This is a genomic window from Eubacterium sp. BL-380-WT-2B, assembly GCF_009696115.1.
Taxonomy (GTDB): Bacteria; Bacillota; Clostridia; order Eubacteriales; family Eubacteriaceae; genus Eubacterium; species Eubacterium callanderi.
This window is the reverse complement of record NZ_VUMP01000012.1, coordinates 18,193-45,047: the sequence shown is the minus strand read 5'-3', so window position 1 is coordinate 45,047 and position 26,855 is coordinate 18,193. Positions and strand designations below refer to the sequence as shown.

The 26,855-nt window shown below is 46.7% G+C and carries 26 protein-coding genes and 1 other RNA gene; 21 read left to right on the top strand and 6 right to left on the bottom strand.

Annotated elements, in window-relative coordinates:
- The first annotated feature begins 308 nt into the window (after positions 1 to 308).
- From proB to dinB, 14 genes are all read left to right on the top strand, one after another.
- Positions 309 to 1,145: a glutamate 5-kinase gene (gene proB, locus FYJ53_RS19955; RefSeq protein WP_013380363.1), complete on the top strand. Its 837-nt coding sequence runs from the start codon at positions 309 to 311 to the stop codon at positions 1,143 to 1,145.
- Positions 1,123 to 1,278 (top strand): hypothetical protein, encoded by a 156-nt coding sequence (locus tag FYJ53_RS19950; protein ID WP_013380364.1) that lies wholly within the window; start codon positions 1,123 to 1,125, stop codon positions 1,276 to 1,278. Before proB ends, FYJ53_RS19950 begins: the two co-directional genes overlap by 23 nt.
- Positions 1,279 to 1,325: 47 nt before the next feature.
- Positions 1,326 to 2,471, top strand: coding sequence for a glycosyltransferase (locus tag FYJ53_RS19945; protein ID WP_013380365.1), 1,146 nt, complete (start codon positions 1,326 to 1,328; stop codon positions 2,469 to 2,471).
- 131 nt (positions 2,472 to 2,602) lie between these two features.
- Entirely contained in the window at positions 2,603 to 2,869 is a 267-nt protein-coding gene (gene rpsO / locus FYJ53_RS19940) for a 30S ribosomal protein S15 (protein WP_013380366.1), read from the top strand.
- Between the two features lie 119 nt (positions 2,870 to 2,988).
- Positions 2,989 to 5,067 (top strand): polyribonucleotide nucleotidyltransferase, encoded by a 2,079-nt coding sequence (locus tag FYJ53_RS19935; protein WP_013380367.1) that lies wholly within the window; start codon positions 2,989 to 2,991, stop codon positions 5,065 to 5,067.
- A gap of 10 nt (positions 5,068 to 5,077) precedes the next feature.
- Positions 5,078 to 5,527, top strand: coding sequence for a dUTP diphosphatase (gene dut / locus FYJ53_RS19930; RefSeq protein ID WP_013380368.1), 450 nt, complete (start codon positions 5,078 to 5,080; stop codon positions 5,525 to 5,527).
- 59 nt (positions 5,528 to 5,586) lie between these two features.
- Entirely contained in the window at positions 5,587 to 7,983 is a 2,397-nt protein-coding gene (locus FYJ53_RS19925) for a DNA translocase FtsK 4TM domain-containing protein (protein ID WP_227930285.1), read from the top strand.
- A 4-nt stretch (positions 7,984 to 7,987) separates the two neighbouring features.
- Positions 7,988 to 9,328: a 30S ribosomal protein S12 methylthiotransferase RimO gene (gene rimO / locus FYJ53_RS19920; protein WP_038352427.1), complete on the top strand. Its 1,341-nt coding sequence runs from the start codon at positions 7,988 to 7,990 to the stop codon at positions 9,326 to 9,328.
- Positions 9,315 to 9,860, top strand: a complete 546-nt coding sequence (gene pgsA, locus FYJ53_RS19915; protein ID WP_013380371.1) for a CDP-diacylglycerol--glycerol-3-phosphate 3-phosphatidyltransferase — start codon at positions 9,315 to 9,317, stop codon at positions 9,858 to 9,860. Before rimO ends, pgsA begins: the two co-directional genes overlap by 14 nt.
- A 72-nt stretch (positions 9,861 to 9,932) precedes the next feature.
- On the top strand, positions 9,933 to 10,943 hold the full coding sequence (locus FYJ53_RS19910) for a nucleoid-associated protein (protein WP_013380372.1): 1,011 nt from the start codon (positions 9,933 to 9,935) through the stop codon (positions 10,941 to 10,943).
- A 193-nt stretch (positions 10,944 to 11,136) separates the two neighbouring features.
- Positions 11,137 to 12,378 (top strand): competence/damage-inducible protein A, encoded by a 1,242-nt coding sequence (locus FYJ53_RS19905; RefSeq protein ID WP_038352429.1) that lies wholly within the window; start codon positions 11,137 to 11,139, stop codon positions 12,376 to 12,378.
- A gap of 70 nt (positions 12,379 to 12,448) precedes the next feature.
- Entirely contained in the window at positions 12,449 to 13,609 is a 1,161-nt protein-coding gene (recA, locus tag FYJ53_RS19900; RefSeq protein ID WP_013380374.1) for a recombinase RecA, read from the top strand.
- Between the two features lie 13 nt (positions 13,610 to 13,622).
- Positions 13,623 to 13,814 (top strand): transcriptional regulator, encoded by a 192-nt coding sequence (locus FYJ53_RS19895; protein WP_154557697.1) that lies wholly within the window; start codon positions 13,623 to 13,625, stop codon positions 13,812 to 13,814.
- A gap of 118 nt (positions 13,815 to 13,932) precedes the next feature.
- Positions 13,933 to 15,165 (top strand): DNA polymerase IV, encoded by a 1,233-nt coding sequence (gene dinB, locus FYJ53_RS19890; protein WP_154557696.1) that lies wholly within the window; start codon positions 13,933 to 13,935, stop codon positions 15,163 to 15,165.
- Positions 15,166 to 15,217: 52 nt separating this feature from the next.
- On the opposite strand, the gene FYJ53_RS19885 is transcribed toward dinB, so the two are convergent.
- The 3 genes from FYJ53_RS19885 to FYJ53_RS19875 all read right to left on the bottom strand — a co-directional run bounded on the left by FYJ53_RS19885 (position 15,218) and on the right by FYJ53_RS19875 (position 18,053).
- A complete protein-coding gene (locus FYJ53_RS19885; RefSeq protein ID WP_041690204.1) occupies positions 15,218 to 15,940 on the bottom strand; it encodes an MIP/aquaporin family protein in 723 nt (240 codons plus the stop codon).
- Positions 15,941 to 16,234: 294 nt separating this feature from the next.
- Positions 16,235 to 17,785 carry a flotillin family protein gene (locus FYJ53_RS19880; RefSeq protein ID WP_148428847.1) on the bottom strand — a complete coding sequence of 517 codons (1,551 nt, stop codon included), beginning with the start codon at positions 17,783 to 17,785 and terminating at the stop codon, positions 16,235 to 16,237.
- A gap of 31 nt (positions 17,786 to 17,816) precedes the next feature.
- A complete protein-coding gene (locus FYJ53_RS19875) occupies positions 17,817 to 18,053 on the bottom strand; it encodes a hypothetical protein (RefSeq protein WP_090415203.1) in 237 nt (78 codons plus the stop codon).
- A 312-nt stretch (positions 18,054 to 18,365) separates the two neighbouring features.
- Between FYJ53_RS19875 and FYJ53_RS19870 the strand changes: the two genes are divergently transcribed.
- From FYJ53_RS19870 to FYJ53_RS19850, 5 genes are all read left to right on the top strand, one after another.
- Positions 18,366 to 19,601 carry a S1C family serine protease gene (locus FYJ53_RS19870; protein WP_154557695.1) on the top strand — a complete coding sequence of 412 codons (1,236 nt, stop codon included), beginning with the start codon at positions 18,366 to 18,368 and terminating at the stop codon, positions 19,599 to 19,601.
- Between the two features lie 20 nt (positions 19,602 to 19,621).
- Complete coding sequence (locus tag FYJ53_RS19865) at positions 19,622 to 20,290, top strand: response regulator transcription factor (protein ID WP_013380383.1); 669 nt, start codon at positions 19,622 to 19,624, stop codon at positions 20,288 to 20,290.
- The gene (locus FYJ53_RS19860; protein ID WP_090415206.1) at positions 20,280 to 21,764 is read left to right on the top strand and encodes a HAMP domain-containing sensor histidine kinase; all 1,485 of its coding nucleotides are present in this window, start codon (positions 20,280 to 20,282) and stop codon (positions 21,762 to 21,764) included. The genes FYJ53_RS19865 and FYJ53_RS19860 overlap by 11 nt, the downstream gene beginning before the upstream one ends.
- A gap of 38 nt (positions 21,765 to 21,802) precedes the next feature.
- Positions 21,803 to 22,149: RNase P RNA component class A (gene rnpB / locus FYJ53_RS19855), an RNA gene on the top strand.
- A 218-nt stretch (positions 22,150 to 22,367) separates the two neighbouring features.
- On the top strand, positions 22,368 to 22,697 hold the full coding sequence (locus tag FYJ53_RS19850) for a hypothetical protein (RefSeq protein WP_013380385.1): 330 nt from the start codon (positions 22,368 to 22,370) through the stop codon (positions 22,695 to 22,697).
- Positions 22,698 to 22,775: 78 nt separating this feature from the next.
- On the opposite strand, the gene FYJ53_RS19845 is transcribed toward FYJ53_RS19850, so the two are convergent.
- From FYJ53_RS19845 to FYJ53_RS19835, 3 genes are read right to left on the bottom strand one after another with little or no spacing between them, the layout of a single operon-like run.
- Positions 22,776 to 23,546 carry an ABC transporter permease gene (locus tag FYJ53_RS19845; protein ID WP_013380386.1) on the bottom strand — a complete coding sequence of 257 codons (771 nt, stop codon included), beginning with the start codon at positions 23,544 to 23,546 and terminating at the stop codon, positions 22,776 to 22,778.
- Positions 23,539 to 24,474 (bottom strand): ABC transporter ATP-binding protein, encoded by a 936-nt coding sequence (locus FYJ53_RS19840; protein ID WP_148428849.1) that lies wholly within the window; start codon positions 24,472 to 24,474, stop codon positions 23,539 to 23,541. Before FYJ53_RS19840 ends, FYJ53_RS19845 begins: the two co-directional genes overlap by 8 nt.
- A 12-nt stretch (positions 24,475 to 24,486) precedes the next feature.
- Positions 24,487 to 24,945, bottom strand: coding sequence for a hypothetical protein (locus tag FYJ53_RS19835; protein WP_013380388.1), 459 nt, complete (start codon positions 24,943 to 24,945; stop codon positions 24,487 to 24,489).
- A 796-nt stretch (positions 24,946 to 25,741) separates the two neighbouring features.
- On the opposite strand from FYJ53_RS19835, the gene FYJ53_RS19830 reads away from it, so the two are divergent.
- Both FYJ53_RS19830 and FYJ53_RS19825 read left to right on the top strand, forming a co-directional pair.
- Positions 25,742 to 25,912: a hypothetical protein gene (locus FYJ53_RS19830; protein WP_013380390.1), complete on the top strand. Its 171-nt coding sequence runs from the start codon at positions 25,742 to 25,744 to the stop codon at positions 25,910 to 25,912.
- 129 nt (positions 25,913 to 26,041) lie between these two features.
- Positions 26,042 to 26,704 carry a GPP34 family phosphoprotein gene (locus tag FYJ53_RS19825; protein WP_154557694.1) on the top strand — a complete coding sequence of 221 codons (663 nt, stop codon included), beginning with the start codon at positions 26,042 to 26,044 and terminating at the stop codon, positions 26,702 to 26,704.
- Positions 26,705 to 26,855: the final 151 nt, after the last annotated feature.

Genomic DNA, 26,855 nt, shown 5'->3' with positions numbered 1-26,855 from the left:
AAACAATCTCCGGCCTATTCCTAAGAAAAGCTTTAGTTTTGTATGGATAAGCGGAGAGAAAAAAGAATGATTTTTGATTGAGTATAAGAAGTTTAAAGGTCATGATACAATAAATAAGTATAAAACGCATGGAAAAACAGCAGGAATCCCCGGTATAGTATGATAAAACAAACTTGCAAAATTAAGTTAAGTTTGATATGATAATATTTCAGAATAGTCACCCGACTGACGGCAAAAGTCATTCATTAAAAAGGTTAGACCAAGCCGCCTGAGTGGAAGACAACAGTAGACAAATGGAGGCGCATTAAATGCGACAGACAATTAAGGAAGCAGAGACCATTGTCATAAAAATGGGAACCACCTCGGTAACCCATGCCAATGGTACCCTCAATTTAAAAAAGCTTGATCAGCTGGCAAGGGTTTTGACAGATCTTGAAAACAGTGGGAGAAAGATGGTTTTGGTATCTTCGGGTGCCATCGGCTGTGGAATGAACCGCTTAGGGTTAAAGGAACGGCCAAAGACACTGGAGGCTAAACAGGCCACCGCTTCGGTAGGACAAGGACTTTTGATGGAGATCTACCATAAGTTTTTTGACGAATACCACCAAAATGTGGGGCAGATCCTGCTGACTAAAGATGTGTTTAAGCATTCTATTAAAAGAAACAATGCCATCAACACCTTCAAGGCGCTCAAAAACCGCAGCATCATCCCAATCGTCAATGAAAATGACTGTATCGCTACGGATGAAATTCAGGAGGAGTGTTTTGGGGATAATGATATTCTGTCTGCCATGACTGCCGATATTGTGGATGCTGACCTTTTGATTATTCTCTCAGACGTGGATGGGCTGTACGACTCAAATCCCAATGAAAATGAGGATGCCAGACTGCTCCAGACCGTTGAGACGATTGATTCCGATATTTTGAGCAGTGCGGGATGTTCTACCTCCGGCCTTGGAACAGGCGGCATGGTGACTAAAATCGGAGCGGCAAAATACGCCACAGATCGCGGAATCGACACGATCATCGCATCCGGTGAGGATGTCAAAGTGATTTATGATATTTTAGAAGGCAATGAAATAGGAACATTTTTTATTAAACAGGATTTACAGGAGGTCCAAAATGTTAAAAAAAGTAATGATTAGTTTGTCTGCAGTAGCAGCTGGTATGCTGACCGTATTGGGGGCTTTTTATGTGGCGGAAAAACGTCGTGAAAAGGCAGTCGGCGGCAAGTTAATGAAGGTGCAGTACCGTTTCACTAAGGATTTTGACGACTAAAACCAAGCGTTAAATAAAATAAAACAGACAAAAAATTGGAGGGGTCAATGTCTAAGATCTTTATTTTTACAGCATCCACTGGTGCGGGACACAACCTGGCGGCAAAATCCATTGCACAGGCTTTATCCGAATATGGTTTTGAGGTAGACGTTTATGATGCCTTCAAGGAAAGCAGCGCCGTTTTAGATAAAATTGTAACAAAGGGCTATAAGCAGCTGGTTGAAAATGTGCCAAAGCTTTATGAGCAGATTTACAACCAGTTTAATCACATGACGCCTTTTCAGCAGAATATCTTTAAAATGATGACAAAGGTAATGAATCCGGAGATCGTTCCCATGATTCAGAAGGAGCAGCCACATCTGCTGATTTCAACCCACCCCTTTGTCACCAATATTTTAGGAACCTTAAAAGAGCACGGGGCCTTTGACCTGCCAGTGCTCTCTTTTGTGACAGATTATAAGATCCACAGCGTATACCTGCACAAAAAAATTAATGCCTATGTGGTGGGTAGTGAGTATACAAAGGAAACCATGATCGAAAAGGGTGTAAACCCGGATATCATTTATCCCTTTGGCATTCCCATAAGACAGGAATTTGTGGAGGAGACCAGGAAAAAGGCCGAGATCGAAGATCCGGCCATCCGCGGTACAATCCTGCTCATGGCGGGCAGCATGGGTACCAGACAGATGGAAAAGGCCTTTGTCGCGCTGATGAAGGCTCAGGAAAAAATTAAAATTATTGTGGTCTGCGGCAACAATAAAAAGGTCGAGCGCTCCATAGAGTTTTTAAACAAGGTCTATGAGACCGAGGATAAAGTAGTAGAGATTCATGGCTTTGTCGACAATATCCCTGAGCTTATGGATGAGTCAGACGCCATCATCTCCAAGCCAGGCGGCCTGACGAGCACAGAGGCGATCGTTAAATGTATTCCGATGATCATCCCGTATTATTATCCGGGACAGGAAGAGGAAAATGCGGATTATCTGGTGGAAAGCGGCATGGCGATCAAGGTAGACAAGATCAAGGAACTGACCTCCATGGTCGACTTTCTTATTGAGAATAAATACATTATTCAGCAGATGGCTGAAAATATGTCTGAGGAAGCAAGAAACCATTCGATGGAAAAAACCATTGAGCTTTGTAAAAAACTGATTTCAGAATATGAAGCAGGAGAAATAATCCCAGAACTCTGATAAAAAAACTTTACACCGTTCTGCGGTTATGGTATCATTATTACGTTAAGCCCGTTCTCTTGGTTTTTCGAAACTCCAACGAAATACTGTGATTACGGAGTCTATTTATAATTTAAGGAGAAATGACACAAATGATTTCAAAAGAAGAAAAAGAACGCATTATTGCAGAGTACCAGACACACGAAGGTGACACTGGTTCTCCAGAAGTACAGATTGCTATTTTAACAGCAAGAATCAATGGTTTAAATGAACACTTTGCCGTTCATAAAAAAGACCATCACTCAAGAAGAGGTCTTCTGAAAATGGTCGGTCAGCGTAGAGGTTTATTAAACTATCTCAAAAAGAAAGATATCATGCGCTATCGTGAATTAATTCAGAGATTAGGCTTGAGAAAATAGTACTGTAAGGCGGAGTATTCCGCCTTTTTTCTTTGAATTTTCGAACATCTGTGCAGATGGTTTTGAAATAAACGGAGTCCAGCCGCTTCGTAAATCGGCTGATATCATTGGAGGTATTAATGAGAATATTTGAAACAGAAATTGCCGGCCGCCCTTTTAGAGTGGAAATCGGCGAGGTTGCACAGCTTGCTAAGGGCTCTGCAATGATCCGCTATGGTGAAACCAGTGTTCTGGCCATAGCCGCTGCATCTAAAAAACCCCGTGAAGGCATGGATTTTTTTCCGCTGAGCGTGGATTATGAAGAAAAACAATACGCGGTTGGTAAGATACCAGGAGGCTTCCTGAAAAGAGAAGGCCGTCCTTCTGAAAAAGCAATTTTAAACTCACGTTTAATTGACCGCCCGATTCGTCCGCTGTTCCCAAAGGGCTTCCGCAACGATGTCCAGGTGGTTACTACAGTTATGTCTGTTGAACAGGATAACGCGCCGGAAATCGCCGCGATGATCGGCGCATCCATTGCCCTCAGCATTTCAGACATTCCTTTTGACGGCCCTACCGGTTCAGTAGCTGTCGGGTTGATCGACGGCGAGTTCATTCTGAACCCGACCGAAGCCCAGCGTGAAGTCAGCGATTTAAGCCTGACCGTCGCCGGTACCAAGGACGCCATCATGATGGTAGAAGCCGGCGCCAACGAAGTTTCTGAAGAAACCATGCTGGAAGCGATTTTATTCGCGCATGAAGAAATCAAGAAAATCGTCGCTTTTCAGGAAGAGATCGTCGCAGCCGTCGGCGTGGAAAAAAAGGATTATACGCTTTATCTGCCAACGGACGAGCTGACTGCAGAGGTAGAAGCTTTTGTGGGCGGTAAAATGCATGAAGCGGTTCACACTGAAGATAAAACAGAACGGCTTGAAAATATTGACGCGGTTAAGACTGAAGTTGTTGAACATTTTGGCGAGCTTTATCCTGAACAGTTAAATGATATTGATACCATTTTAACCGCTCTTCAGAAAAAAGAAGTCCGCAGTCTGATTCTGGTAGACCGTATCCGTCCCGATAACCGTAAGATGGATGAAGTTCGTCCAATCACTGCGAAAATCGATTATATCCCGAGAGTGCATGGTTCCGGCCTCTTCACCAGAGGGGAAACCCAGGTGCTTTCCATCGCGACTTTAGGTGTCCTGAGAGATGCTCAGGTACTGGATGGCTTATCCAACGATACGGAAAAACGCTATATGCACCAGTATAACTTCCCTGGCTACAGCGTTGGTGAAGCACGACCAATGAGAAGCCCGGGCCGCCGCGAAATCGGCCACGGCGCACTGGCAGAGCGCGCGCTGCTGCCAATGATTCCGCCGGAAGAAGAATTCCCCTATGCTATCCGTGTCGTGTCTGAGGTTTTAAGCTCAAACGGTTCGACCTCTCAGGCCAGCGTATGCGGCAGCAGCCTTGCCCTGATGGCAGCGGGTGTACCGCTTAAGAAGCCGGTTGCCGGTGTGGCAATGGGGCTGATCAAGGAAGATGAAAAGCTGGCCATTTTAACCGATATCCAGGGCATGGAAGACTTCCTTGGGGACATGGACTTTAAGGTTGCCGGTACCAAAGACGGGATCACCGCGATTCAGATGGATATCAAGATCCACGGTATCGACAGAGAGATTTTAACCCAGGCACTGGAACAGGCCCGTATTGGCCGTATGCATATTCTGGGGATCATGAATGAAGAAATTTCTGAACCACGCGCTGAGTTATCACCATACGCACCGCGTATTATGACCATGACCATCAACCCTGACAAGATTCGTGACGTTATCGGCTCAGGCGGAAAGGTCATCAATAAGATTATTGAGGAAACCGGCGTTAAGATTGATATTGAGGACGATGGTACCATCTATATCGCTTCTGAAGACGGCGTTGCCGCAGATAAAGCAAAGGCGATTATTGAAGATATTGTCAAAGAAGTGGAAGTCGGAGAGGTTTATACAGGTGAAGTCGTTCGTATTATGAACTTCGGTGCCTTTGTATCTTTACCTGGCGGTAAAGACGGCCTGATCCATATTTCCAAGCTTGCCAAGGAACGCGTGAAATCCGTAGAGGATGTTGTAAAGCTTGGTGACGTCGTAACCGTCAAAGTTGTTGAAATTGACGATAAGGGCCGTATCAATTTATCAAGAAAAGCGTGCTTACCTAAGGATTGAGTGTTATAATATGGAAAAGTGCAAGGTAAAAATATACAACGCATCCAAATACCCGCTGCCGGAGTATCAGAGCTCCGGTGCTGCCGGGGTGGATTTATACGCGGATATAGACGAACCGATTGAGATTTCAAACCAGAATATTTACACAATTCCGACGGGAATTTATCTAGAACTGCCGCCGGGATATGAAGCTCAGATCCGGGCGCGTTCGGGTCTGGCCATGAAGCACGGCATTGCCTTGGTCAATGGGATTGGTACCATTGATTCAGACTACCGTGGTGAAATAAAGGTTATTTTAACAAATCTGAAGGCCTTTTCCCATACCATTCATCCCGGTGACCGCATCGCGCAAATGGTAATAAAATCCTATGTGACTGCTGATTTTGTAGAGGTCGACAGTGTAGAGGCTCTGACAGAAACAGAACGCAGTGACGGCGGATTTGGACATTCCGGTATGTAGGAATACAAGGTACAGAGGATCTGTGCCTTTTTTTATTAAGTAAGTGAGGTGATAATAAGGTGGCAACAGCAAGCAAAAAGAAACCGGCTAAAAAGCGCGCGGGCACATCAAAGGCCCGTGCGGGCAGCCGGGCCAAAAAGCAGGCTGGCATGAGCCCGATGGTCAAGCAGCGGATAACCGGCGCGGTGCTGGCCATTCTGGGCCTTTATGTCGGATATGCTTTTTTGACAGCAACACCCGGAATTTTAGATAAAATTGTGGGGAAGGTTATTTTTACCTACATGTTTGGCAATACAACCATCATGATTGCCCTTTATATGATCGCCTGGGGAATCATGCTGTTTTTTGACAAACACAGGGGAAACATACAGACACTGGTCATGGTGTTTTTACTGCTGGTTAATCTGATGGTGGTCTTCAGTCTGAATATTCCAAGGCTCATGACCTACAGCGTCCTGGATCTTTTCAGTGTGGCCAGTTATGGCGGCTACGGCGGAATTATAGGGATATTGCTTTCCTATTTCCTTCAGATGCTGGTGACCAAGGTCGGTACGATTGTCTTTCTGATACTGGCGTCTATCGCCGAAGCCCTGTTGATTGTACGGGCAAATTTTAACGAGTATTATCAGAAAATGAAGGAAAATAAATTTGGTGTCGCCCCTCTGAAAAACAAGGTTGACGATCTGGTCGAGGAACGGAAGCTTTCAAAAGAGCTGAGTGAAAAGAGCAAAGCTGCCAAGAGGAATAAGGAAAAACAGGAAGAGCCAGCGAGTGACAGCTATGACGGCCTGTTTCAGCGCTCAGAGACCGGAAAGGTTTCGATTGATACAGAGATTCTTGATTTTATTGATGATGTCAATAAGGAGCTGGATGAATCGGAACACCTGGAGGATTCCAACGAGACACTGCCAGAGGAGGAGCAGGAAAGCCTTTTTCTGCTTCCTGAAAAGAAGCAGAAGCAGAATAAAATTGTGGATGAGCTTCTGGATTTATCCGATGACGGGGAGAACCCTGTAAACCCTCAAATGGAGGCTGACGAGGTTTATCATTTTCCGGAAACGACTTTGTTAAATCCGCCAGCCTCCGGCTCTAAAAACAGAAAGGACGCAGTGGTTAAAAAGGCGAAGATTATCGAGGAAACACTTTCTAATTTTGGCGTACATGCCAAAATCGTCGGGGTGGATGTTGGCCCGAGTATTACCCGGTTTGAGCTTCAGCCAGACCCGGGTGTCAAGGTCAATAAGATTGTTAATCTGGCAGATGACCTGGCGTTGAATCTGGCAACCTCGGATATTCGTATTGAGGCGCCCATTCCAGGAAAAGCTGCGGTCGGCATTGAGGTGCCTAACGAGGAGAGCGTCATTGTCGGGCTGCGCGAGATCATTGAGACACCAGCCTTTGAAAATTTCAAGGGGCCCTTGCCCTTCGCGCTCGGCAAAACGCTGTCTGGCCAGAACATTATCGGGGACATCAGCAAAATGCCCCATGTACTTATCGCGGGTGCCACAGGCTCTGGTAAGAGTGTGTGCATCAACAGTATTATCATCAGTCTTTTGTACAAGGCTTCACCCGAGGATTTACGCTTTATCATGATTGACCCCAAAATGGTCGAGCTGAACCAGTACAACGCCATACCGCACCTTCTGATTCCAGTGGTCACAGACCCCAAGAAGGCATCCTATGCCTTGAACTGGGGCATTAAGGAAATGACAGACCGCTATCAGCTGTTTAAGGAAAACGGCGTGCGTGACATTGACGGGTATAATGAACTGATGGCTGGCCAGGGCGGAGAAAAGCTGCCGCGGATCGTCATTGTGGTTGACGAGCTGGCCGACCTGATGATGACATCGCCCAAGGAATGTGAAAATGCGATCTGCCGTATTGCTCAGCTGGCCAGAGCTTGTGGGATTCATCTGATCATCGCGACACAGAGACCCTCGGTGGATGTGATCACCGGGCTGATCAAGGCGAACATTCCATCCCGTATTGCCTTTTCGGTGGCGTCTAATACAGACTCCCGAACCATTCTTGATATGGCCGGGGCTGAAAAGCTGCTGGGCAAGGGGGATATGCTTTATTACCCCGTCGGAAAATCAAAACCCCTGCGTGTACAGTGTACCTTTGTATCTGACGCGGAGATCAACCGCGTAATCAATGCGGTCAAACCCAAAAAACAGCCAACCTATAATGATGAGATTGAGGAGGCGATTAACGAGCCGCAGGAAGAAGAGGAAGCCAAAGAGGATGACCTGGACCCGCTGTTTGACCAGGCAGTGGAGACAGCCTTTACCTATAATCAGGTATCGACCTCCATGCTCCAGCGTAAGCTGAAGGTTGGCTATGCCCGGGCGGGAAGGCTTATTGATTCCCTTGAGCAAAAGGGCATTATCTCAGGGCCAAACGGCAGCAAACCGCGAACCCTGCTGATGACACAGGAAGAATACTACAGGAGGTGACAGAGTGAAGAAAATCCATATCACAACCCTGGGCTGTGATAAAAATACCGTAGACGCTCAGCAGATGCTGGGAATGCTCGCGGAAAACGGCTATACCATTGAACCCGACCCGGCACGGGCTGAAGTGATTGTGGTCAATACCTGCTGCTTTATCCAGGCGGCCAAGGAGGAATCCATCGAGTATATTCTTGAATACGCCGGCTATAAGGAAAGCGGGCCGTGTGAGATCCTGATAGCAGCAGGCTGTATGGCAGAGCGCTATCATAAAGAGCTTGCGGAGGAAATGCCTGAGGTTGACGGCTTTTTAGGCGTGGGGCATATTGACAACATCATTGACCTGATTAAAGATATTGAAGGCGGAAGGGGAAGAGAAACGCTCTCTGGAAATATCGACCGCCCTTATGTGGAAGAAATGCCCCGCTATATCGAGGACAACACCGTTACAGCCTATCTGAAAATCAGTGAAGGCTGTGACCATCACTGCACCTACTGTGTGATTCCCAAAATTCGTGGAAGACACCGGAGCCGCAGTCCAGAGGCTATTTATAAAGAAGCGGCTTATCTGGAGAAAAAGGGTGTCAGGGAGCTGATCATTATCGCCCAGGACATCACCCAGTATGGGAACGACCTGGAGGGAGAGATAAATCTGGCAGGGCTGCTGACGTGGCTGTCGGAGGATTTTTCCTTCCGTTGGATACGTCTGCTCTATATGTATCCTGAGGGCATCACAGAAGAGCTTCTGGATGTGATCGCCAGCCATGACAACCTCTGCCATTATTTTGATATTCCCATCCAGCATACTGAGGATAAAATTTTAAAACGCATGGGGCGTCCAGTTAACAAAAAGCATCTTTTTGAACAGATCGGGCTGATCCGCGAAAAGCTGCCTGACGCGGTACTCAGGACCGCGATTATCACTGGTTTTCCCGGTGAGACAGAGGAAGACCATGAGGGGCTGCTCGCCTCGCTAAGAGCGCTTAAAATCAACCGATTGGGTGTGTTCAAATACTCGCAGGAGGAAGGAACCCCTGCGGCGGAGTTTCCGGATCAGGTGGATGAAGCGGTTATGGAAAGACGTTGGAATGAAATATACGGACAGCAGGAGGGCATAACAGCTGAAGCCAATGAAGCCTTTGTCGGCAGAAGCCTGGACGTTTTAATAGAGGAAATGGAGGCGCCGGGAACCTATTCCGGGCGAACCTATGGTGATGCACCAGAAATTGATTGTATGGTTTTTGCCAATAGCGGGGAAGAGGTATTAGACATTGGCAATTTCTATAAAGTAAAAATAATCCAGACACTGGATTATGATTTGATAGGAGATGTAGAAAATGAACTTACCTAACAAAATTACCATGGCCCGAATTATTATGATTCCATTCTTTATTATTGCCCTGCTGGTCAATTTCCCATTCCACGAGCCCATTGCGGTGGTGATTTTTATTGTCGCCTCTGCCTCTGACGCGGTGGACGGGCATCTTGCCAGAAGCCGGAATCTGATTACGGATTTTGGAAAATTTATGGATCCGCTGGCAGATAAGCTGCTGACCTGCTCAGCGTTTATCTGTCTGGTTGAGCTGCAGATGATCCCGTCCTGGGTGGTTATCATCATCATTGCCCGCGAATTCGCCATTACAGGTCTCCGGACGCTGGCGGCTTCCGACGGCATTGTCATTGCTGCCAGCAAATGGGGCAAGGCCAAGACCATTTCCCAGATGATTGCAATCATCGCATTGCTGCTGGTCAACTGGCCGGTTATGGCATTCCCCGCCTTGCTGCTATTCGGTAACATCATGGTTTATGTTGCCCTGGCCCTGACCCTTATTTCAGGTATTGATTATTTCAGACTGAACAAGGGTGTCTTTAGAAGTATGTAGGCATTTGAAAGTAAATAAATGAGAATAACAAACGAGCGCGGCGGAAGCCGCGCTTTTGTGTGAGGAGTTTTTATGGAAATTGACGTTCATGTTAAAAGAGCAATTTTACACATTCTGGATACGGGCGCGGGGATTCCGGTGCTTTCGGATACACTGCTGGGGCTGCCCATCGGTATTCAGGAATACTTGTATAAACATCTGACCCGGGCGATGAAGGATCCGGATATTAAGAGAACCCAGTTTGTGGACCCGCCAAGCCGTTTTTGTGAGCTGGTACAGCAGTATAAAAAGGATGACGAAAGCTTTACATCTGTCAGCCAGGAAATCGCGAGCCTGCTCTTTGATTTTATGGTGGAGAATGTCGGGGTGCCGTCGGCAGATCTGCTGGTGGTCGATTTTATTGGCGACGGAGAGCCTTATTTGGGTGTTTTAAAGCTGAATTACAAGCATAGCTATATCCACTATGTCGATCACGAGGACGGCCGTTTAAATGATATTCTTCGTCAGCCCTGCTCACTGCCCACAGAAGGGCAGCGGCTGGATGAGTTTGTGATCATCAATTTAAATACCGGTCAGATTTTTCTAAAGGAAAAAAAGTTTGAGATTGATGACAAAAAGGAGTACTATCTCTCCAACCGTCTGGTTTTATGTGAGGATGTGCTCTCCGAAAAACAGACATTTGATATTGTGGAAAAGACCGTTAAAAAAATTATTGCCAGCGAATATAACGGCGACATTGAAAAGCTGAATACCGTCAAGCGGGTCATCGCCGACGACTACGAATCGGACTCGGTCATTGATATGGACAGTATTGCCCAAGCCACCTTTGGCGATGATTTTACAGTGAAGGAACGCTTCAGGGAGGAGGCTGCCAAAAAAGGGCTTACCCAGCGCAAAGTAGAGGTAAGCGATAATATTGAGAGCAAAATCTTTAAGAAACAAAAGTTTGTTACTGACTCAGGCATAGAGCTCTCGATTCCAACGGACTACCTCATGCGGGAGGACATTGTAGAATTCAGAAATAATCCAGATGGTACCATCTCGGTGGAGATAAAAAATATAGAAGGATTTGTACCGAAGTAAGAAGATGTGTGGATGCGATAAGATTCACAGAGTATCAGGATCAGGGCATCTAGAGAAGGATTCTTTGTCATTATTCAGATAAACAACTCTGAATCAAAGTTTAATAACATTGCAGAATTTTACCAGAAACAGTATAATGATAAGGGCCGGAGTTTTATGAATCCCGGCTGAATTGACATAAGGAGATGGAATTATGAATTGTGAGCTCGTTTCAGTTGGAACAGAACTTTTAACGGGAGACACCTTAAATACCAATGTTATGTTTTTGTCCAAGGAATTGTCTATAAATGGCTTTTCGGTGCTTTACCATACAACAGTGGGTGATAACCCGGGGCGTCTGAAATCTGTCATTATGCGGGCCTTGACCCGCAGTGACCTGATTATCACGACCGGCGGCCTCGGACCGACCCAGGATGATCTGACAAAGGAGACCATTGCGGAAATTTTTGGTATGGAAATGGAACAGCGGCCAGAAATTGTCGAGAAGCTCAAAGCGTTTTTTGACCGCCGCGGGGTAGAAATGACAGAGAATAACCTGCGTCAGTCTTACGTGCCAAAGGGGGGCGTCATGCTGCCCAACCCCAGAGGTACCGCTCCGGGAATTATGATTGAGAAGGACGGAAAAACTGTAATCATGCTGCCGGGACCACCACATGAAATGATGGGCATGTATGAGGACTGTGTGGAACCCATCCTGCACCAGCTGAAAAACCAGCTCGTGATTTCACGCTATTACAATCTTTCGGATATTGGTGAATCCACTGTTGAGGACACCATTATGGATATCATTGACCGGCAGGATAATCCAACGGTTGCCACCTATGCCAAGCTGGGCGAGGTGATGATCCGCCTGACGGCCAACGGGGATGATCCTGAAACCATTAACGCTTTGCTGGACCGGTATGAGAAGATCATCATCGAACGTTTTGGCGATCATATTTTCACACATTCCCAGGACAGCCTGGATGTGACGGTCGGTAAACTTTTAATGGAAAAGGGCCTGACTGTCGCTCTGGCAGAATCCTGCACCGGAGGTCTCGTGGCTTCAAAGCTGGCAGAGATTCCCGGAATTTCAGCGGCGTTAAAAATGGGACTGGTTACCTACTCCAATGAAGCTAAAATGCAGCTTTTAAAGGTGAGGGCCGAAACGCTTGAACGCTATGGCGCAGTCAGTGAGCAGACCGCACGGGAGATGTGCGAGCACCTTAAGGAAATTTCAGGCTGTGATATTACTGCGTCTGTCACTGGTATTGCCGGGCCTGGCGGCGGATCGCCAGAAAAACCCGTGGGACTTGTATACGTCGGGGTTTGCGCCAATGGAAAAACCACCATTAAAAAATATCTCTTTGAAGGCAGTCGAAAGATTGTTCAATTGCGCACCGCCAATAAAGTTTTTCACTTAATTCGCGAAGCAATCCTTGACAAAACAGAATGATTTCTTTATAATATAGATAGTGATAGAACGAACGTTCACAGAACGCTTTGTGAAAATAGAGGAGAAAAGTATGGCTGAAAAACGCAAACCATTAGAAAAAGTAGAAGAAAAAACTGACAACAGCGCAAAGCAGGAAGCCTTAAACGCTGCTTTAAAGAATATTGAAAAAACTTTTGGAAAGGGAGCTGTCATGCGTCTTGGAGACGAGAGTGCGAAGATGGACGTTGACGTTATCTCCACCTCATCCATCGGTATTGATATGGCGCTTGGAATTGGCGGGGTTCCCCGTGGCCGGATCATTGAGATCTACGGACCAGAATCCTCCGGTAAAACCACTATTGCCCTTCATATTGTGGCGGAAGCCCAAAAGGCCGGAGGCAACGCGGCCTTTATCGATGCCGAACATGCGCTCGATCCCGTATACGCAAAAGCCCTCGGTGTGGATGTGGATAACCTGATTGTATCCCAGCCGGACACAGGTGAGCAGGCGCTTGAAATTCTTGAAGCCCTGGTGCGGAGCGGGGCCATCGATGTGGCCGTTGTGGACTCTGTCGCGGCTCTGGTACCCCGTGCGGAAATTGATGGGGAAATGGGGGACTCCCATGTTGGGCTTCAGGCGAGACTGATGTCCCAGGCCCTCCGAAAGCTGGCAGGGATTATCAAAAAGTCCAATACCGCGGCGATCTTTATTAACCAGCTGCGCGAGAAGGTTGGGGTTATGTACGGAAATCCAGAGGTTACAACTGGCGGCCGTGCTTTGAAATTCTATTCCTCTGTCCGGATGGATATCCGCAGAATTGAAACTTTGAAAAAAGGAACCGATATGATCGGGAACCGTACCCGTGCTAAGATTGTCAAGAACAAAATGGCGCCACCGTTTAAAACTGCCGAGTTTGATATCATGTACGGCGAGGGTATCTCCAGAGAAGGGGATATTCTGGACATGGCGGTTGAGCTGAATATTATAAAAAAATCCGGCTCATGGTTCTCCTACGGCGAGGAACGCCTGGGGCAGGGGCGTGACAAGGTGAAGGAATACCTTAAAGAAAACCCTGAATTTGCCGATGCGGTTGAACAGAAAATTCGTGATCATTTTGCTAAGAAGGATGAGCCCGAAGTGCCAGAGGAAGGCTCGGAAGCTCTGACCAAGGATCAGGCTGAAATGGCCGCGGAATTATCTGATGAGGATATGGATGAGTTCTTTGAGCTGAATGAGTTCGAGGAAGAATAAGCAGGAGGAAAACATGGAATTAGCAGAATTAAAGCAAAAAGTACTGGAGGCCATGCGGGAAAACGGTGCGCCGATGAATGCCGGCGCCGTTCAGAAGGCACTGGACGTTGACCGCAAGGAGATTGATAAAGCCTTTAAAGAATTAAAAGCTGAAGGCGCCATCGTATCGCCAGTTCGCTGTAAATGGGAACCGGCAAACAAATAGAAAGCTGGCAGAAAAGGGTGCGTACAGTCCTGTATGTGCCCTTTTTTAGTGGTCCGAAGAGCACGGCACATTTTTGCGCTGTGCTCTTCGGTAAACTTTCATGCTGAGAGGTGAGAGAATGGAAAAAGTTCGTCGGATTCTTCATTGTGATTTGAACAGCTTTTACGCGTCGGTAGAGCTTTTATCTCATCCGGAGCTTAGGGAGCAGCCTGTGGCTGTCTGTGGCAATCCAGAGAACCGCCACGGCATTATCCTGGCTAAAAATGAAGCGGCAAAAAAATTCAAGATTCAGACAGCAGAGACCGTATACCAGGCAAAGCGAAAATGCCCGGAGCTGATCCTGCTGCCGCCCCATCACGACTTGTACCGCCATTACTCAAAAATAATCAATGAGATTTATAACGAGTTTACGGATCGGGTAGAGCCTTTTAGCATTGATGAGTCCTGGCTGGACGTAACAGACACCATGCATCTTTTTGGCGGCAGCGGTACCGCCATGGGTGATCTGGTGCGCGAAACCGTCAAAGAGCGCACCAGACTGACTATTTCGGTAGGCGTTTCCTATAATAAAATTTTTGCCAAACTGGGCAGTGACTATAAAAAACCTGACGCTGTGACTGTTATTACACCGCAGAACTATAAAAAACTGCTATGGCCCCTGCCGGTCACAGATCTTATCTATGTTGGCAAGAGCGCTTTCAGAAAGCTGAAATGTTATGGGATAAGGACCATTGGCGATCTGGCCGTCTCAGACCGTTCTGTGCTTTCTCATGATATGGGAAAGATGGGGGAGATGCTTCACGATTATGCCAATGGCCTGGATGACAGCCCGGTGCGCTCAGCCACTGAGCCGCGGGAGGTTAAGTCTGTGGGTCATGGCAACACCTTTGGCAAGGATCTTGAAAATATGGAGGAGGTAAAAAAAGGCCTTTATCCTCTGGCTGAGACGGTTGCCAAACGCCTTAAAGGCTACCACCTGAAATGCCGCGGCGTACAGGTAATGATAAAAGACCCGGCGTTCCGCCAGATTTCGAGGCAGGTGACCCTGAGCCATCCGACTCAGTTGTTTAAGGAAATCTTTGAAGCGGCCGTTGCCCTGGTGGATAAATACTGGGATTTTACCCAGGGAATCCGTATGCTTACGGTAACGGGGATCAACCTAGTGAGCGCAGAAACATGTGAACCGGAACAGCTGACTCTTTTTGGTGCGGACAGCTTTGAGAAGCGTGAGAAGCTGGAAAAAGTGGAAGCCGCCATGGACAAGCTGAAAGAAAAGTATGGCGACGCCATCATTTATACTGGAACAGCGCTGACGAAAGCAGAAGGCAAGGAAAAAGACCCATCCGAATGAATCGGGTGGGTCTTTTTGGAAAGTTCGCTGTATGAGTTTTATAAAAAGAAGATTATCCTAAAATGACTGCGCTGGCAAGCAGAGCACCCAGGATTGCGCCAATCAATGGACCAACAACCGGAACCAGTGCGTAACCCCAATCAGAGGAGCCCTTGTTCGGGATTGGCAGGATGGCATGAGCAATACGTGGAGATAAGTCTCTGGCAGGGTTCATGGCGAATCCGGTGGTACCACCAAGTGAGAAACCACAGGACATGATGATGGCATATACGAAGAAGTAGTTCAAGCCAACATCACTGACATTTGTCATGCCTGCATGGCCAATTGCGACAATAAAGAATACCAGTGCGAAGGTTGCTGCAGCTTCGCACAGGATATTCTGGGGGATATTGCGGACCTGAGGACTTGTACAGAAAGTACCTCTGATGGTATCCGCATCTTCGGTGGCAGCAAATTGAGGTCTGTAAACAACCCAGACAAGGATTGCGCCGACTAAACCGCCAAGCATCTGTGCTACGATGTAACCCGGGACCGCTGCCCACGGGAATGCACCGATAACGGCTAAACCGACTGTCAGAACGGGATTAAAATGTGCACCGGACTGTGCGCCAAAGGCCATGGCAGGAAGCATAACTGCGAGACCCCAGCCAAGCATTATGTAAACAGCGCCGCCACCTTTAAAACCAGATTTTTCCAGGTTTACAGCAGCACAAACACCGTCCCCTAATAACACGAGTAGTGCAGTTCCGATAAATTCAGACATGTATGAAAGCATAGTGACTTCCATGATATTCCCTCCTTATTCAATTGTAAATAGAAAAATAATAGCGTTTACACAGCCGCAAAGCAAAACCGCTTTGCGGGCATGTAATAAATAATAACGATACAGCGTTTTCTTTCGCTACTTATATAATACACCCATTTGAGATAAATTCATATTGAATTAAAGTTATAACAGGTATAACCTGAAATTATGTTAAAGTTGAAGCCCTGCGAGTGTGCTTTACTGAAAATGCTTTACGGCATTATAAAAACAGCAGATCCGGAAATCTGCTGTTTCATCAGTGTCTTATTTGTTTTTACGTTCGGCGTCATGCTTCTGGACTTCTTTTGCCATCTGGCGCAGTGCATCGAGCGTAGAAATTTCATCCAGATCAGGGGCCAGCGTTTCAACTGGCTCCTCAGGAGCGGGCGCTGGCTGTGCCTTTTTAGGTTCGGCCGCAGTATCAGGCTGCCCCTTTTTTTCTGATGACACTCCGGGAGCAGGCGGGGCATCTTCCAGATCATCCAGAACCTCACCACTCAGGCAGCTGGCGATCAGATCTTTGAGGTCCAGGCCAGTACCATCCTTGACAGCATTGAAAATCTGGCTGGCGGCGCCGGTAACATCCTGAACCATCTTCGTTTCGTTGCCGTTACCATACATGGTGATCGAGTCCACCTTTTCCATTGGCTTGGCGGCAGCTTCCACCATTTCAGGCAGCTTTTCGATGACCATCTTGACAACAGAAGGTCCTGTCATCTTGCGCATGGCCAGAGCTTCCTTTTCGATGGCGGCGGCTTTAGCCTCGCCGATGGCCCGAATCCCTTCGGCCTCCTTCTGGCTCGCATAGAGCTTGGCGTCGGCGTCAAATTCAGCTTTGGCTTTGTCGGCTTCAGCTTTCTTTCCGATGTCCGCCATGTATTCATTTTCGCGGATACGGATTTCCTGCTGCTTCAGTTCAACTTCTTTCTGAGCCTTGATGATCTCAACTTCCTGCTGCTTACTGACCAGTGCCTTGTTCTGTTCTTCTTTTTCGATGTCGTAAGCCACATCGGACTGGGCCTTGGCGATGGCGCTCTCGCGGTGGTAGCCCGCGATCTGTACGTCCTTTTCTTTGGTCTTTTCTTCGACTGCTACCTGGTTAGCCAGCTCGATTTCTTTACTCTCGCGCTCGGCCTGGGATTGCTTGATCCGGGATTCCTTTTCAGCCTGTGCTCTCGCCACATCCGCTTCTTTTTTGATTTCGGCAGAATTTTTAACCGCCAGGTTTTTAAGAACCTCATTGTTATCTGTAAAGGACTGAATCGTCAGGTTGATGATCTCCATCCCCATTTTCTGGAGGTCCTCCTCGGCGGAGGTAACACACTGGTTGGCAAATTTTTCACGGTTCTGAACAAGGTCTTCAACGCTGAGGCCGCCCATGCCGCTTCGGATCGTTCCTTCCAGAATCTGCTTGACCATGTCGCGGATTTCATCAATGCGCTTGGTCGAGAACTGTTCAGCGGCTAACAGGAGATACTCAGGTTTACTGGAGATTTTAACATTGGCTACAGCGTTGACCTTGACACCAATGTAGTCCTTGGTGGGAATGTATTCGGAGGTATCGATATCCACCTGCATTGTGGAAAGACTCAGGCGATAAGCTTTTTCCAGGTAAGGGATAACGATTTTTGCACCGCCACCTGGCACTACCTTGATTTTACTGGTGCCGATAACATTTCCCTGGGCGTCCTTGATGGGGTGGGAAAAAGGCGATGAAATGAGCAGCGCCTCGGAGGGCGGGGCTTTTTTATAGCCTGTCAGCAATAATATAACCACGGCGATGATAACAATACCGATAATAATAAATGTAAGCATAATAATTTCCTTCCTCTCAAAAATTTTGTGCTTAATGCGCGTCGTCAGGGTTGATTTTCAATTTGTAGGTTTCGGGATTATCAGCCAGCTTCTGGATGAGTACCTTGCAGGTAATGCAGAGCTGAATGGTCTCAAAATTCTTGTTTTTTTCCGCCAGGTCCTGGACTTTATTGATTTCGTCCCAGGTCAGCAGGCGAAGCTCTTCCGCCTCCTTTAGCGTATAGGCGGATTTATCGCGGATATAAGGCAGGACATCTTCAATTTTCACGGCTTACCTCCTTTAAAATAACCATTTCAAACATCTTTATTTCTTATATCTCCTTTCTTAATCTTATTATAGCACGTTCATCTTATTTTGTGGCGCTTTTCTAAAAATTTACCAGTCATTGATTTAAAGCAACGCTTAGGGTAAAATAAAGAAGAAAGGATGCAGATGACGGTAATCGCACAAAAATGCGAAAAAAGCCCAAATTTCAGCGCCCTTTCACGAAGCGTTCATAAAACCGTCACATTCTCCATTTAGAATAAGGCTATCAACAAAAATAAAAGCAATATGCGACTTAAATAAATGGAGGATCAAATGAACGATCAATACACAAATAATCAATTTACAAACAATAATGATGAAGAACCAAAGGTTGAAAATGCTCTGGTGCCCATTGACGGTGACCAGAAGAAAAAGAAAAAATGGTCTGCAGGTAAAAATGCTTTCGCAAAGAAAACCGGAGCCATGATGGCAGTGGGCCTGGTACTCTCCGGCGCCTGCGGTTTTGGCGGCGGCATGCTGGCCAGCAATTTGGGCGGTAACAATAAAAGCGTGATGTACCAATCCGTAGAGCGCACCAGCACCAACTCCAATGAAACCAGCAATTCCGGTGCGATGACCACCCAGCAGATTGCTGAATCGGCAGGAAACTCTGTCGTAGAAATCAAGACTGAAACAGTGACAAAAGACAGCCGGCTTCAGCAGGCAGTGTCCGAAGGCGCGGGCAGCGGCGTGATCGTCACCAATGACGGCTATGTGGTGACCAACAACCACGTCATCGATGGTGCCAGCAAGATTACTGTAACCCTGAAATCCGGCGAAAGCCATGAGGCAACTCTGGTCGGCACGGACGCCACATCCGATGTGGCGCTACTCAAAATTAACGCGAACAATCTGCAGCCAGCGGTCATGGGAGATTCGGACAAGCTGAGCGTGGGCGAGACTGTTGTAGCAATCGGGAACCCCCTTGGCGAGCTGGGCGGAACGGTTACCGATGGTATTGTCTCAGCTCTGAACCGTGAAATTACCATCGACGGGGATACCATGAACCTGCTTCAGACCAACGCCGCCATTAATCCTGGTAACTCCGGCGGTGGCCTGTTCAACGAATACGGCGAGCTGGTGGGAATCGTGGACGCCAAGTCAACGGGTACCGGCGTGGAAGGCCTTGGTTTTGCCATCCCGATTAATGATGTGAAAACAGTGGTCGAATCCTTATCTCAAAACGGCTATGTAAAGGGCCGCCCAAGCCTGGGTGTATCTCTGGTGGATGTCAACTCAGCTGAAACCGCCATGCAGTACCGTGTCTCTGAAATGGGCGTGTACGTGGCCAAGGTGGCGGATAATTCCGGCGCTTCAGCCGCAGGCATCCAGTCCGGCGATATGATTGTTTCCGTTGACGGCACGGCTGTGTCAAGCGCCGCAGATGTCAAAGCCGCCATCAAGAGCCATCAGGTAGGCGATACCGTTAAAATAGAAGTACAGCGCGGCGGCAGTATGCTGAATTTAAACGCCACACTGGGAGAGGAAACACCAACCACGAATAATTAACAGAAAAACGAGGTAAAGAAATGTACCGGATTTTAATGGTTGATGATGAAGAGAAAATACGGGCGATTGTAAGAAAATACGCGGAATTTGAAGGCAATGAGGTCGTTGAGGCCGCCGATGGTATGGAGGCGGTAAAGCTTGCTAAGAGCCAGGACTTTGACATCATTATCCTGGATATTATGATGCCGGAGCTTGACGGCTTCTCAGCCTGTAAGGAGATCCGCAAATATAAGGATACACCGGTTATCATGCTTTCTGCGAGAGGTGAGGAGTACGACCGGATCCATGGCTTTGAACTGGGCATTGACGACTATGTTGTCAAGCCCTTTTCGCCTAAGGAGCTGATGATGCGCGTGGGCGCGATTCTCAAACGGAGAGGCGGTGCCCAGGAGAATAAAGACGTGGTAAAAATCGGAGATCTGGAAGTGGATTTTGCCGGCCGGCGTGTCACGATTTCCGGAAAGCCGGTGGAGATGACGCCAAAGGAGTATGATCTCTTTTTTTACATGGTGCGCAACCGGGGCATCGCCCTGACACGGGAAAAACTTATCACCAATGTCTGGGGCTATGATTTTTATGGTGATGACCGCACCCTGGATACCCACATTAAGCTGCTGAGAAAAAGTCTGGGCGATTACAGCAAGTGCATCGTGACACTGCGTGGAGTAGGATACCGCTTTGAGGCTTAAGAATACCAGCATTAAATGGAAGCTTTTCGCTTATATCGCCCTTTTTGCGGCGGTCATGATCTTTGTAATCTGGCTGTTCCAGATTGTCTTTTTAAACGGCTTTTACCGCCAGACAAAGGTCAGTGAGCTCAAATCTCTGGCGAACACCATCTCTGCCAATATTGACAGCAATGATTTGAGCAATATTGTAACCGAGGTGGCGGGGCGGAATAATATCTGCGCGAAGATCACCGATACCCAAAACAATGTGGAGATCAATGTGGACACTGTTCCGCGCTGCGTGCTGCACCAGATGACAGCCCAGGATCTGACCAACCTGTACTTACAGGCCAAGCAGCACGGCGGCTCCTATTTTGAGAGCTTTTCCAAGGACAGCTACCAGCTCATAAATATTCAGAGCAGTGACGGCCGCCAGGGGGTGATCCCTGAAAAGAAATTTGAGCGGGATGAAAACCTGATTTACACTCAGATCATTACAGGCGGCAGCGGCAACCAGTATGTGATCATGCTTAACACCATGATTTCGCCTGTTAACGCCACGGTACAGACTCTGCGCTCCCAGCTCTTTTATATCAGCGTGGTATTTATGGTACTGGCCCTTATCTTTGCGGCTATTATGTCTAAGAAGGTATCAAAGCCTATTATCAAGATCAATGAAAGTGCCAAGGAGCTCGCGAAGGGTAATGTGGAGGTCCACTTTGACGGAGAAGGCTATCGGGAAATCACAGAGCTCAACGATACTCTGAATTACGCGGCAGAGGAGCTTTCAAAGGTAGAAAATCTGCGGCGTGAGCTGATCGCCAATGTTTCTCATGACCTGCGCACCCCCCTGACCATGATCACCGGCTATGCCGAGGTGATGCGGGACATTCCAGGAGAAAACACTCCGGAAAACGTGCAGATTATCATTGATGAGGCCAACCGCCTGACAAGTCTGGTTAACGATATGCTGGATATCTCCAAGCTTCAGGCTGGTGTACAGGTTCTAAATGAAGCCCCGTATAATCTGACCAAGAGTATCCGCCGGATTCTCACAAGATATACCAAGCTCATTGAGCAGGAGGGTTATCATATACGCTTTGAGGCGGACAGAGAGGTCTTTGTGAAGGCTGACGAGATTAAAATGGAACAGGTTATCTACAATCTGGTGAACAATGCCGTCAACTATGCCGGAGCGGATAAAGAGGTAGTGATCCGCCAGACTGTTTTGGCAGATACGGTGAAGGTTGAGGTGCTGGATCACGGCGATGGCATCGCGGAAGATTTGCTGCCCTATGTGTGGGACCGCTATTATAAAATTGACAAGGCCCATAAGCAGGCTTCCATCGGAACCGGGCTGGGGCTTTCCATTGTCAAGAATATCATGGAGCTGCACCACCTTCGCTTTGGTGTGAACAGCGCGCCAGGTATGGGAAGTAATTTCTGGTTTGAAATGAAGATCGTAGAGGATAATGCCGAAAAAAATGAAAATTAACATTGATTTTACAGGCTTTTTGCGGTATACTGACTAAGCTACTAAGCCAGATAATCGCGGGCAGCGCAGGCTGTCTGAGGAAAGTCCGAGCTCCGCAGAGCAGGGTGCCGGGTAACGCCCGGTGGAGGTGACTCCAAGGCAAGTGCAACAGAAAGTAAACCGCCGGCCTGGCCGGTAAGGATGAAAGGGTGAGGTAAGAGCTCACCAGTGGCGAGAGTAATCCGTCAGCTATGTAAACCCCACCTGGTGCAAGACCAAGAACGGATGTAAAAAAGGCGGCTGCTCGTCGCCGTCCAAATGGTAGGTCGCTTGAATCCATTGGTAACAATGGATCTAGACAGATGATTATCTAAGACAGAACTCGGCTTACAGACTTAGTAACATGAAACAAAAATGAAAGACCCTTTCAAACAGGCTGTTTAAGCCATTTGAAAGGGTCTTTTCTTTTTCAGGGCTCTCGGTCTTTGTTCAGGGGCTTTTTACGTAAAACAAGATAATTGTTATTATTTTGAAATGCATCCTATTTAATAATAGACATGGATTAAAATAGATGCTATAATGATGATAAAATGTATATATTGAAGAACGAAGGAGGAAGATATTATGAAGATCAATATGGATAAGGCTGTTGTTGAGTTTATTCCAGAAAATCAAATTGAAACTGCTGAGCTTGAAGCGCTTTGGATTAAAATGGGGAACTGCGTGGGAGATAATAAGAAACTGTCACCGATCGGTGTATATATCCCAACAGAAAACAATGTAGCGCGCTTTCACATTGGTGGTTTAACAGAAGCAGAAGCAAAGGCGGCACCAGAGCTTAGGGCGCCCTTCGACTGCCAGGTTTACTGCCTAACCTGTAATAAAGTTCAATCTGTAAAAGAAGGAGATTTAATCCCTTTCTGCTGCGGAAAACCCATGGAAATCATGGATTAACCATTTAGTATTTACGGCTCTTCTAATGCAGGCGATCCGCTTTGTGAAGAAGGGCTTTTTTATTTTTTGAAAAAGAGGTCAGCTTCTCAAGCCAACCCCTTTTTCAATGAGATACCAGCAAATGGCGTAAAGCACGATGATAAAAAGGACAAGGATTGTTAAGGACCACACGACCGGGACATCTGTTACGCCAAGAAACCCAAAACGGAAGCCTGAGACCATGTAGACAATGGGATTAACCTTTGAAACAGCCTGCCAGATCGGCGGCAGCATCGAAATGGAGTAAAACACGCCGCCCAGATAGGTTAGTGGCTGCAGCACAAAGGTGGGCACAATGGAAACATCATCAAAGGATTTGGCAAAGATCCCGTTGAGCAGCCCAGCCAATGAAAATAAGACAGCCGTCATAAGCAGGGTAACGAGGATGATGGGCCAGGAAAAGACATGAAGGGGGACAAAAAATAACGAAATCACAGTGACAAGCGCTCCGACCATGATGCTTCGCCCCAGACCGCCGGTGACGAACCCCAGAATGATAACCTGAGTCGGCACTGGCGCGACCAGCAGCTCCTCAATGTTTTTCTGAAATTTTTGAGAAAAAAAGGAGGAGGCGACATTGCTGTAGGAGCTGGTGATGACAGACATCATAATGAGCCCGGGCACGATGAATTCCATATAGGAAAAACCGCCCATCTCTCCAATTCGTCCACCAATCAGATTTCCGAAAATAACAAAATACAATGAGGTGGTGATGACCGGCGGTACCAAAGTTTGTACCCAGATGCGCAGATAGCGGTTGGTTTCTTTTGCAGCCAGGCGTTTTAGTGCAGTAAAATAAAGTTTAAACATTTTTTTCCTCCGATTGATGTTTAACATCGGTGATTTTTAAGAATAATTCTTCTAAACGGTTGGATTTATTACGCATGGAAACGACTTTTATCCCTTGTTTTGTGAGCTGTTCGAAGATTCCGTTGACTCCCTGATCGCGCTGGACCTCGACGGTGAGGGTACGGCTGTCCTCAAAGTAGTTTTTATACCCATTGATAACAGGCCTGGTTTCAAAAGGCTCTAAATCAAAAATAAAGGTTTCATACTGTAATTTCGACAAAAGGTTTTTCATACTGGTATTCTCAATGAGCTCACCGGACTGGATGATCCCGATATTGCGGCAGAGCATTTCTGCTTCCTCCAGGTAATGGGTTGTCAGGATGATGGTCGTCCCCTGTGCATTCAGGTTTCTCAGGAAATCCCACATCTCACGTCGCAATTCAATATCGACCCCTGCTGTGGGCTCGTCTAAAATAAGCAGGCGTGGCTCATGCATCAATGCCCGGGCAATCATCAAACGCCGCTTCATCCCACCGGAGAGCATCCGCGCCCGTTCATGGCGCTTTTCAAGCAGTCCGGATTGCCTGAGGTATTTTTCACTGCGTTCCAGGGCTTCCTTGTGGGGAACACCGTAGTAACCAGCCTGATTGACGACAATCTGCTGGACGGTTTCAAATGGATTAAAGTTAAACTCCTGTGGCACCAGGCCGATCTGCTGTTTTGCCTGGACCAGATCGGTATCAAGGTCATATCCAAACACCTTTACAGTTCCAGCTGTTTTATTCACCAGGGAGGTAACGATTCCGATGGTGGTTGATTTTCCAGCGCCATTTGGTCCAAGGAGCGCGTAGAAATCGCCCTGCTCCACAACTAAATCGATGCCGCGCAGCGCCACAACCCCTGATTCATAGGTTTTCTTTAAATTTTTTAGTTCGAGTGCAATGGTCATATTATTTTCTCCTTAAATGCGTTCGGCATATAAATCAAAATTAATATGCCATTCGCCGTCCTCTTTTACGGTAACGTCCTGCCAATGGAAATTATTTTCCTCAATTTTAGCAAATACCCATTTTCTCCTTTTATTCTCAATATCCGTAAGGACGATTATGCCATTTTCTTTTTTTGCTTCAAGCCGAATGATTTTTCCTGTAAAACAATAGGCAATATCCCAGGCCTGCGTGCCGGGATTATAGACGCGAAGCGTCGTCCCGCGTTCATAATCGGGCAGGATAATAATATCCTGTATTGCCATTCCCTCAAGAACCCACGAAAAGTGCCATTCGCCTTTAATCGAGTGCGAAGTGCTGTTGTCAATATAGTCAATTTTCCAGCTCCCGACAAGCTCTCCAAAATAATTAAATTCTTCGGGCAGCTCTATATTCTTACATTCACTTGTCAACTTTTTAAGAAAGTCCTGCATGCGTTAATTCCTCCGCTAATATAAAATAATCTGATGTTCGGTTTACCCGCCAGCGGCGGTTATCCTTTCTATACTCTAAAGTAAAAGGGATGGGTCTGTCAAGAAATTCCGTGTATTTTATCTGGATATCGTGTCATCTATGTACAATATATAAAGCTTTTGACATCTTCTCTTCTTAATGTCAGGGAAGCGATTTTAAAAAAAGTGCACCCAACAGGAATATTCAAAAGCTACGGTCTACCAAGGGATAGGAGAGTATCGCGCTTATTGAAAATGTTAGATGCACCTGTTTTTAATATATCAGATATTCTGGGCTTTTGCAAGAGCTGTTAAGTTAAGCTTTAGATATGTTTTATCCTGTTTTGTTCAGATGTTTATATTGCAGATTCCCGGGTATAAATAGAATTGAACACACATACCTCTTACTTAAATTAATTAATCTCTCCCCCAATTTACTCTCCCCAAAAGAAGCCCCTGATCAAAGATCAGGGGCTTCTTTCATTATAAAGTCTTATCAAGCTGTTAAAACTAAACAGACTACGATAAGAATATTTGTTCTAAAAACACTTGCTTTTTGAAACGAACGTTTGTATAATAGAAATGTCATCACTTTTCTTTGAGGGGATAATCGAAATAAAGGACAGGATGGCGTGGGCTTGCATGGTGAAAACAGTAGTATCCACGCATTGGTTGAAGCGCTCCACGATCCTGAGCTGTATGGATTGTCCCCCCTCTATGGTTTCTTATTTTATTATCGGATATAATGGTGTCCGAATCATCCAAAAGGAGAAGACGCTTGTATTTATTGTTTTCGATTTTATGCCAGTTATTTATTTGTCTCTGCTACAGCCTGGCGATTTTTTATCTGGCGGTCACACTGACAGGCAGTATTTTTCTGATGAATTATCATACGCTGGTTACTATGACTGTGCCTGCTGTCACGGCGGGCCAGACTGAATATCCCTGAGTCGCTGAGGGCCAAGGTGTAAGATGTCTGACCGTCTGGGCAGTGAAACGGACCGCTCGCAAAAAATATAAAAAACCTGGATACTTCTGTGTTATACTGAGTAAAGACAATTAAAAAAGGAGAAACGCGATGGAAAGAAAAGCACTCACACAGGAATATCTAATTTTAACCACCAATGATAAAGGAAAGCTGCCGATGGCGAATAGTACGGAGACGAAAGCAGGTTTGGTGGCCGCAGGAATAATGGATCTGCTCCTGGAGGGCTCCATAAAGATTGAAGGGAAAAAGGTGGAGGCCGTTGGTCCGCTGCCCGGCAGCCTGGGCCATCTGGAGGGGCTCTACGCCTACCTCAGCGATAAGAGCCGCTCTGTTACCAAGGTAATTGAGGATTACTGCATGTCCTTTTCCAGCAGCCGGATTAATCAGCTTCTGACGGACACCGGAAATTCTCTGAGTGCGGCAGGAGCCGTGGCAGAGGGTAAAGGAGGGCTTTTCGGAAACAGGGATCTTTTTGTGCCTGAAAAAGCCTATAAGGAAGCATTGATCGAGACTTTGAAAAGGGCGGCGGTTCAGGTGGAAAGTCTTTCGCTGCACGACGCGGCCCTTGCCAGCCTTTTGAAAGAAACCAGAAATCTTAAGCCGTATTTTTCAAAACACGAAAATGATCTGATGAAAGAAAAACTAAAGGCCATCAAAAACCAGCAGGACAGCAAAATAATCCGTGAGATGGTCGGATATATCGATGCTATTATGACGGTTATGATGGCTGCGGTCATTGCCACTGTCAATTAGGCGGATCAGGTTAAAAGGCCTGTGAGGCCTTTTTTTCATGAGCTTTTTTGGTAAAATATCCTGAGGTTTTTTAAATGTGTGCTAAAAGTTGAACTTTTTCTGTGATTAAGTTATAATGAATTTATATTTATTACAAAGGAGTATTCGGAGA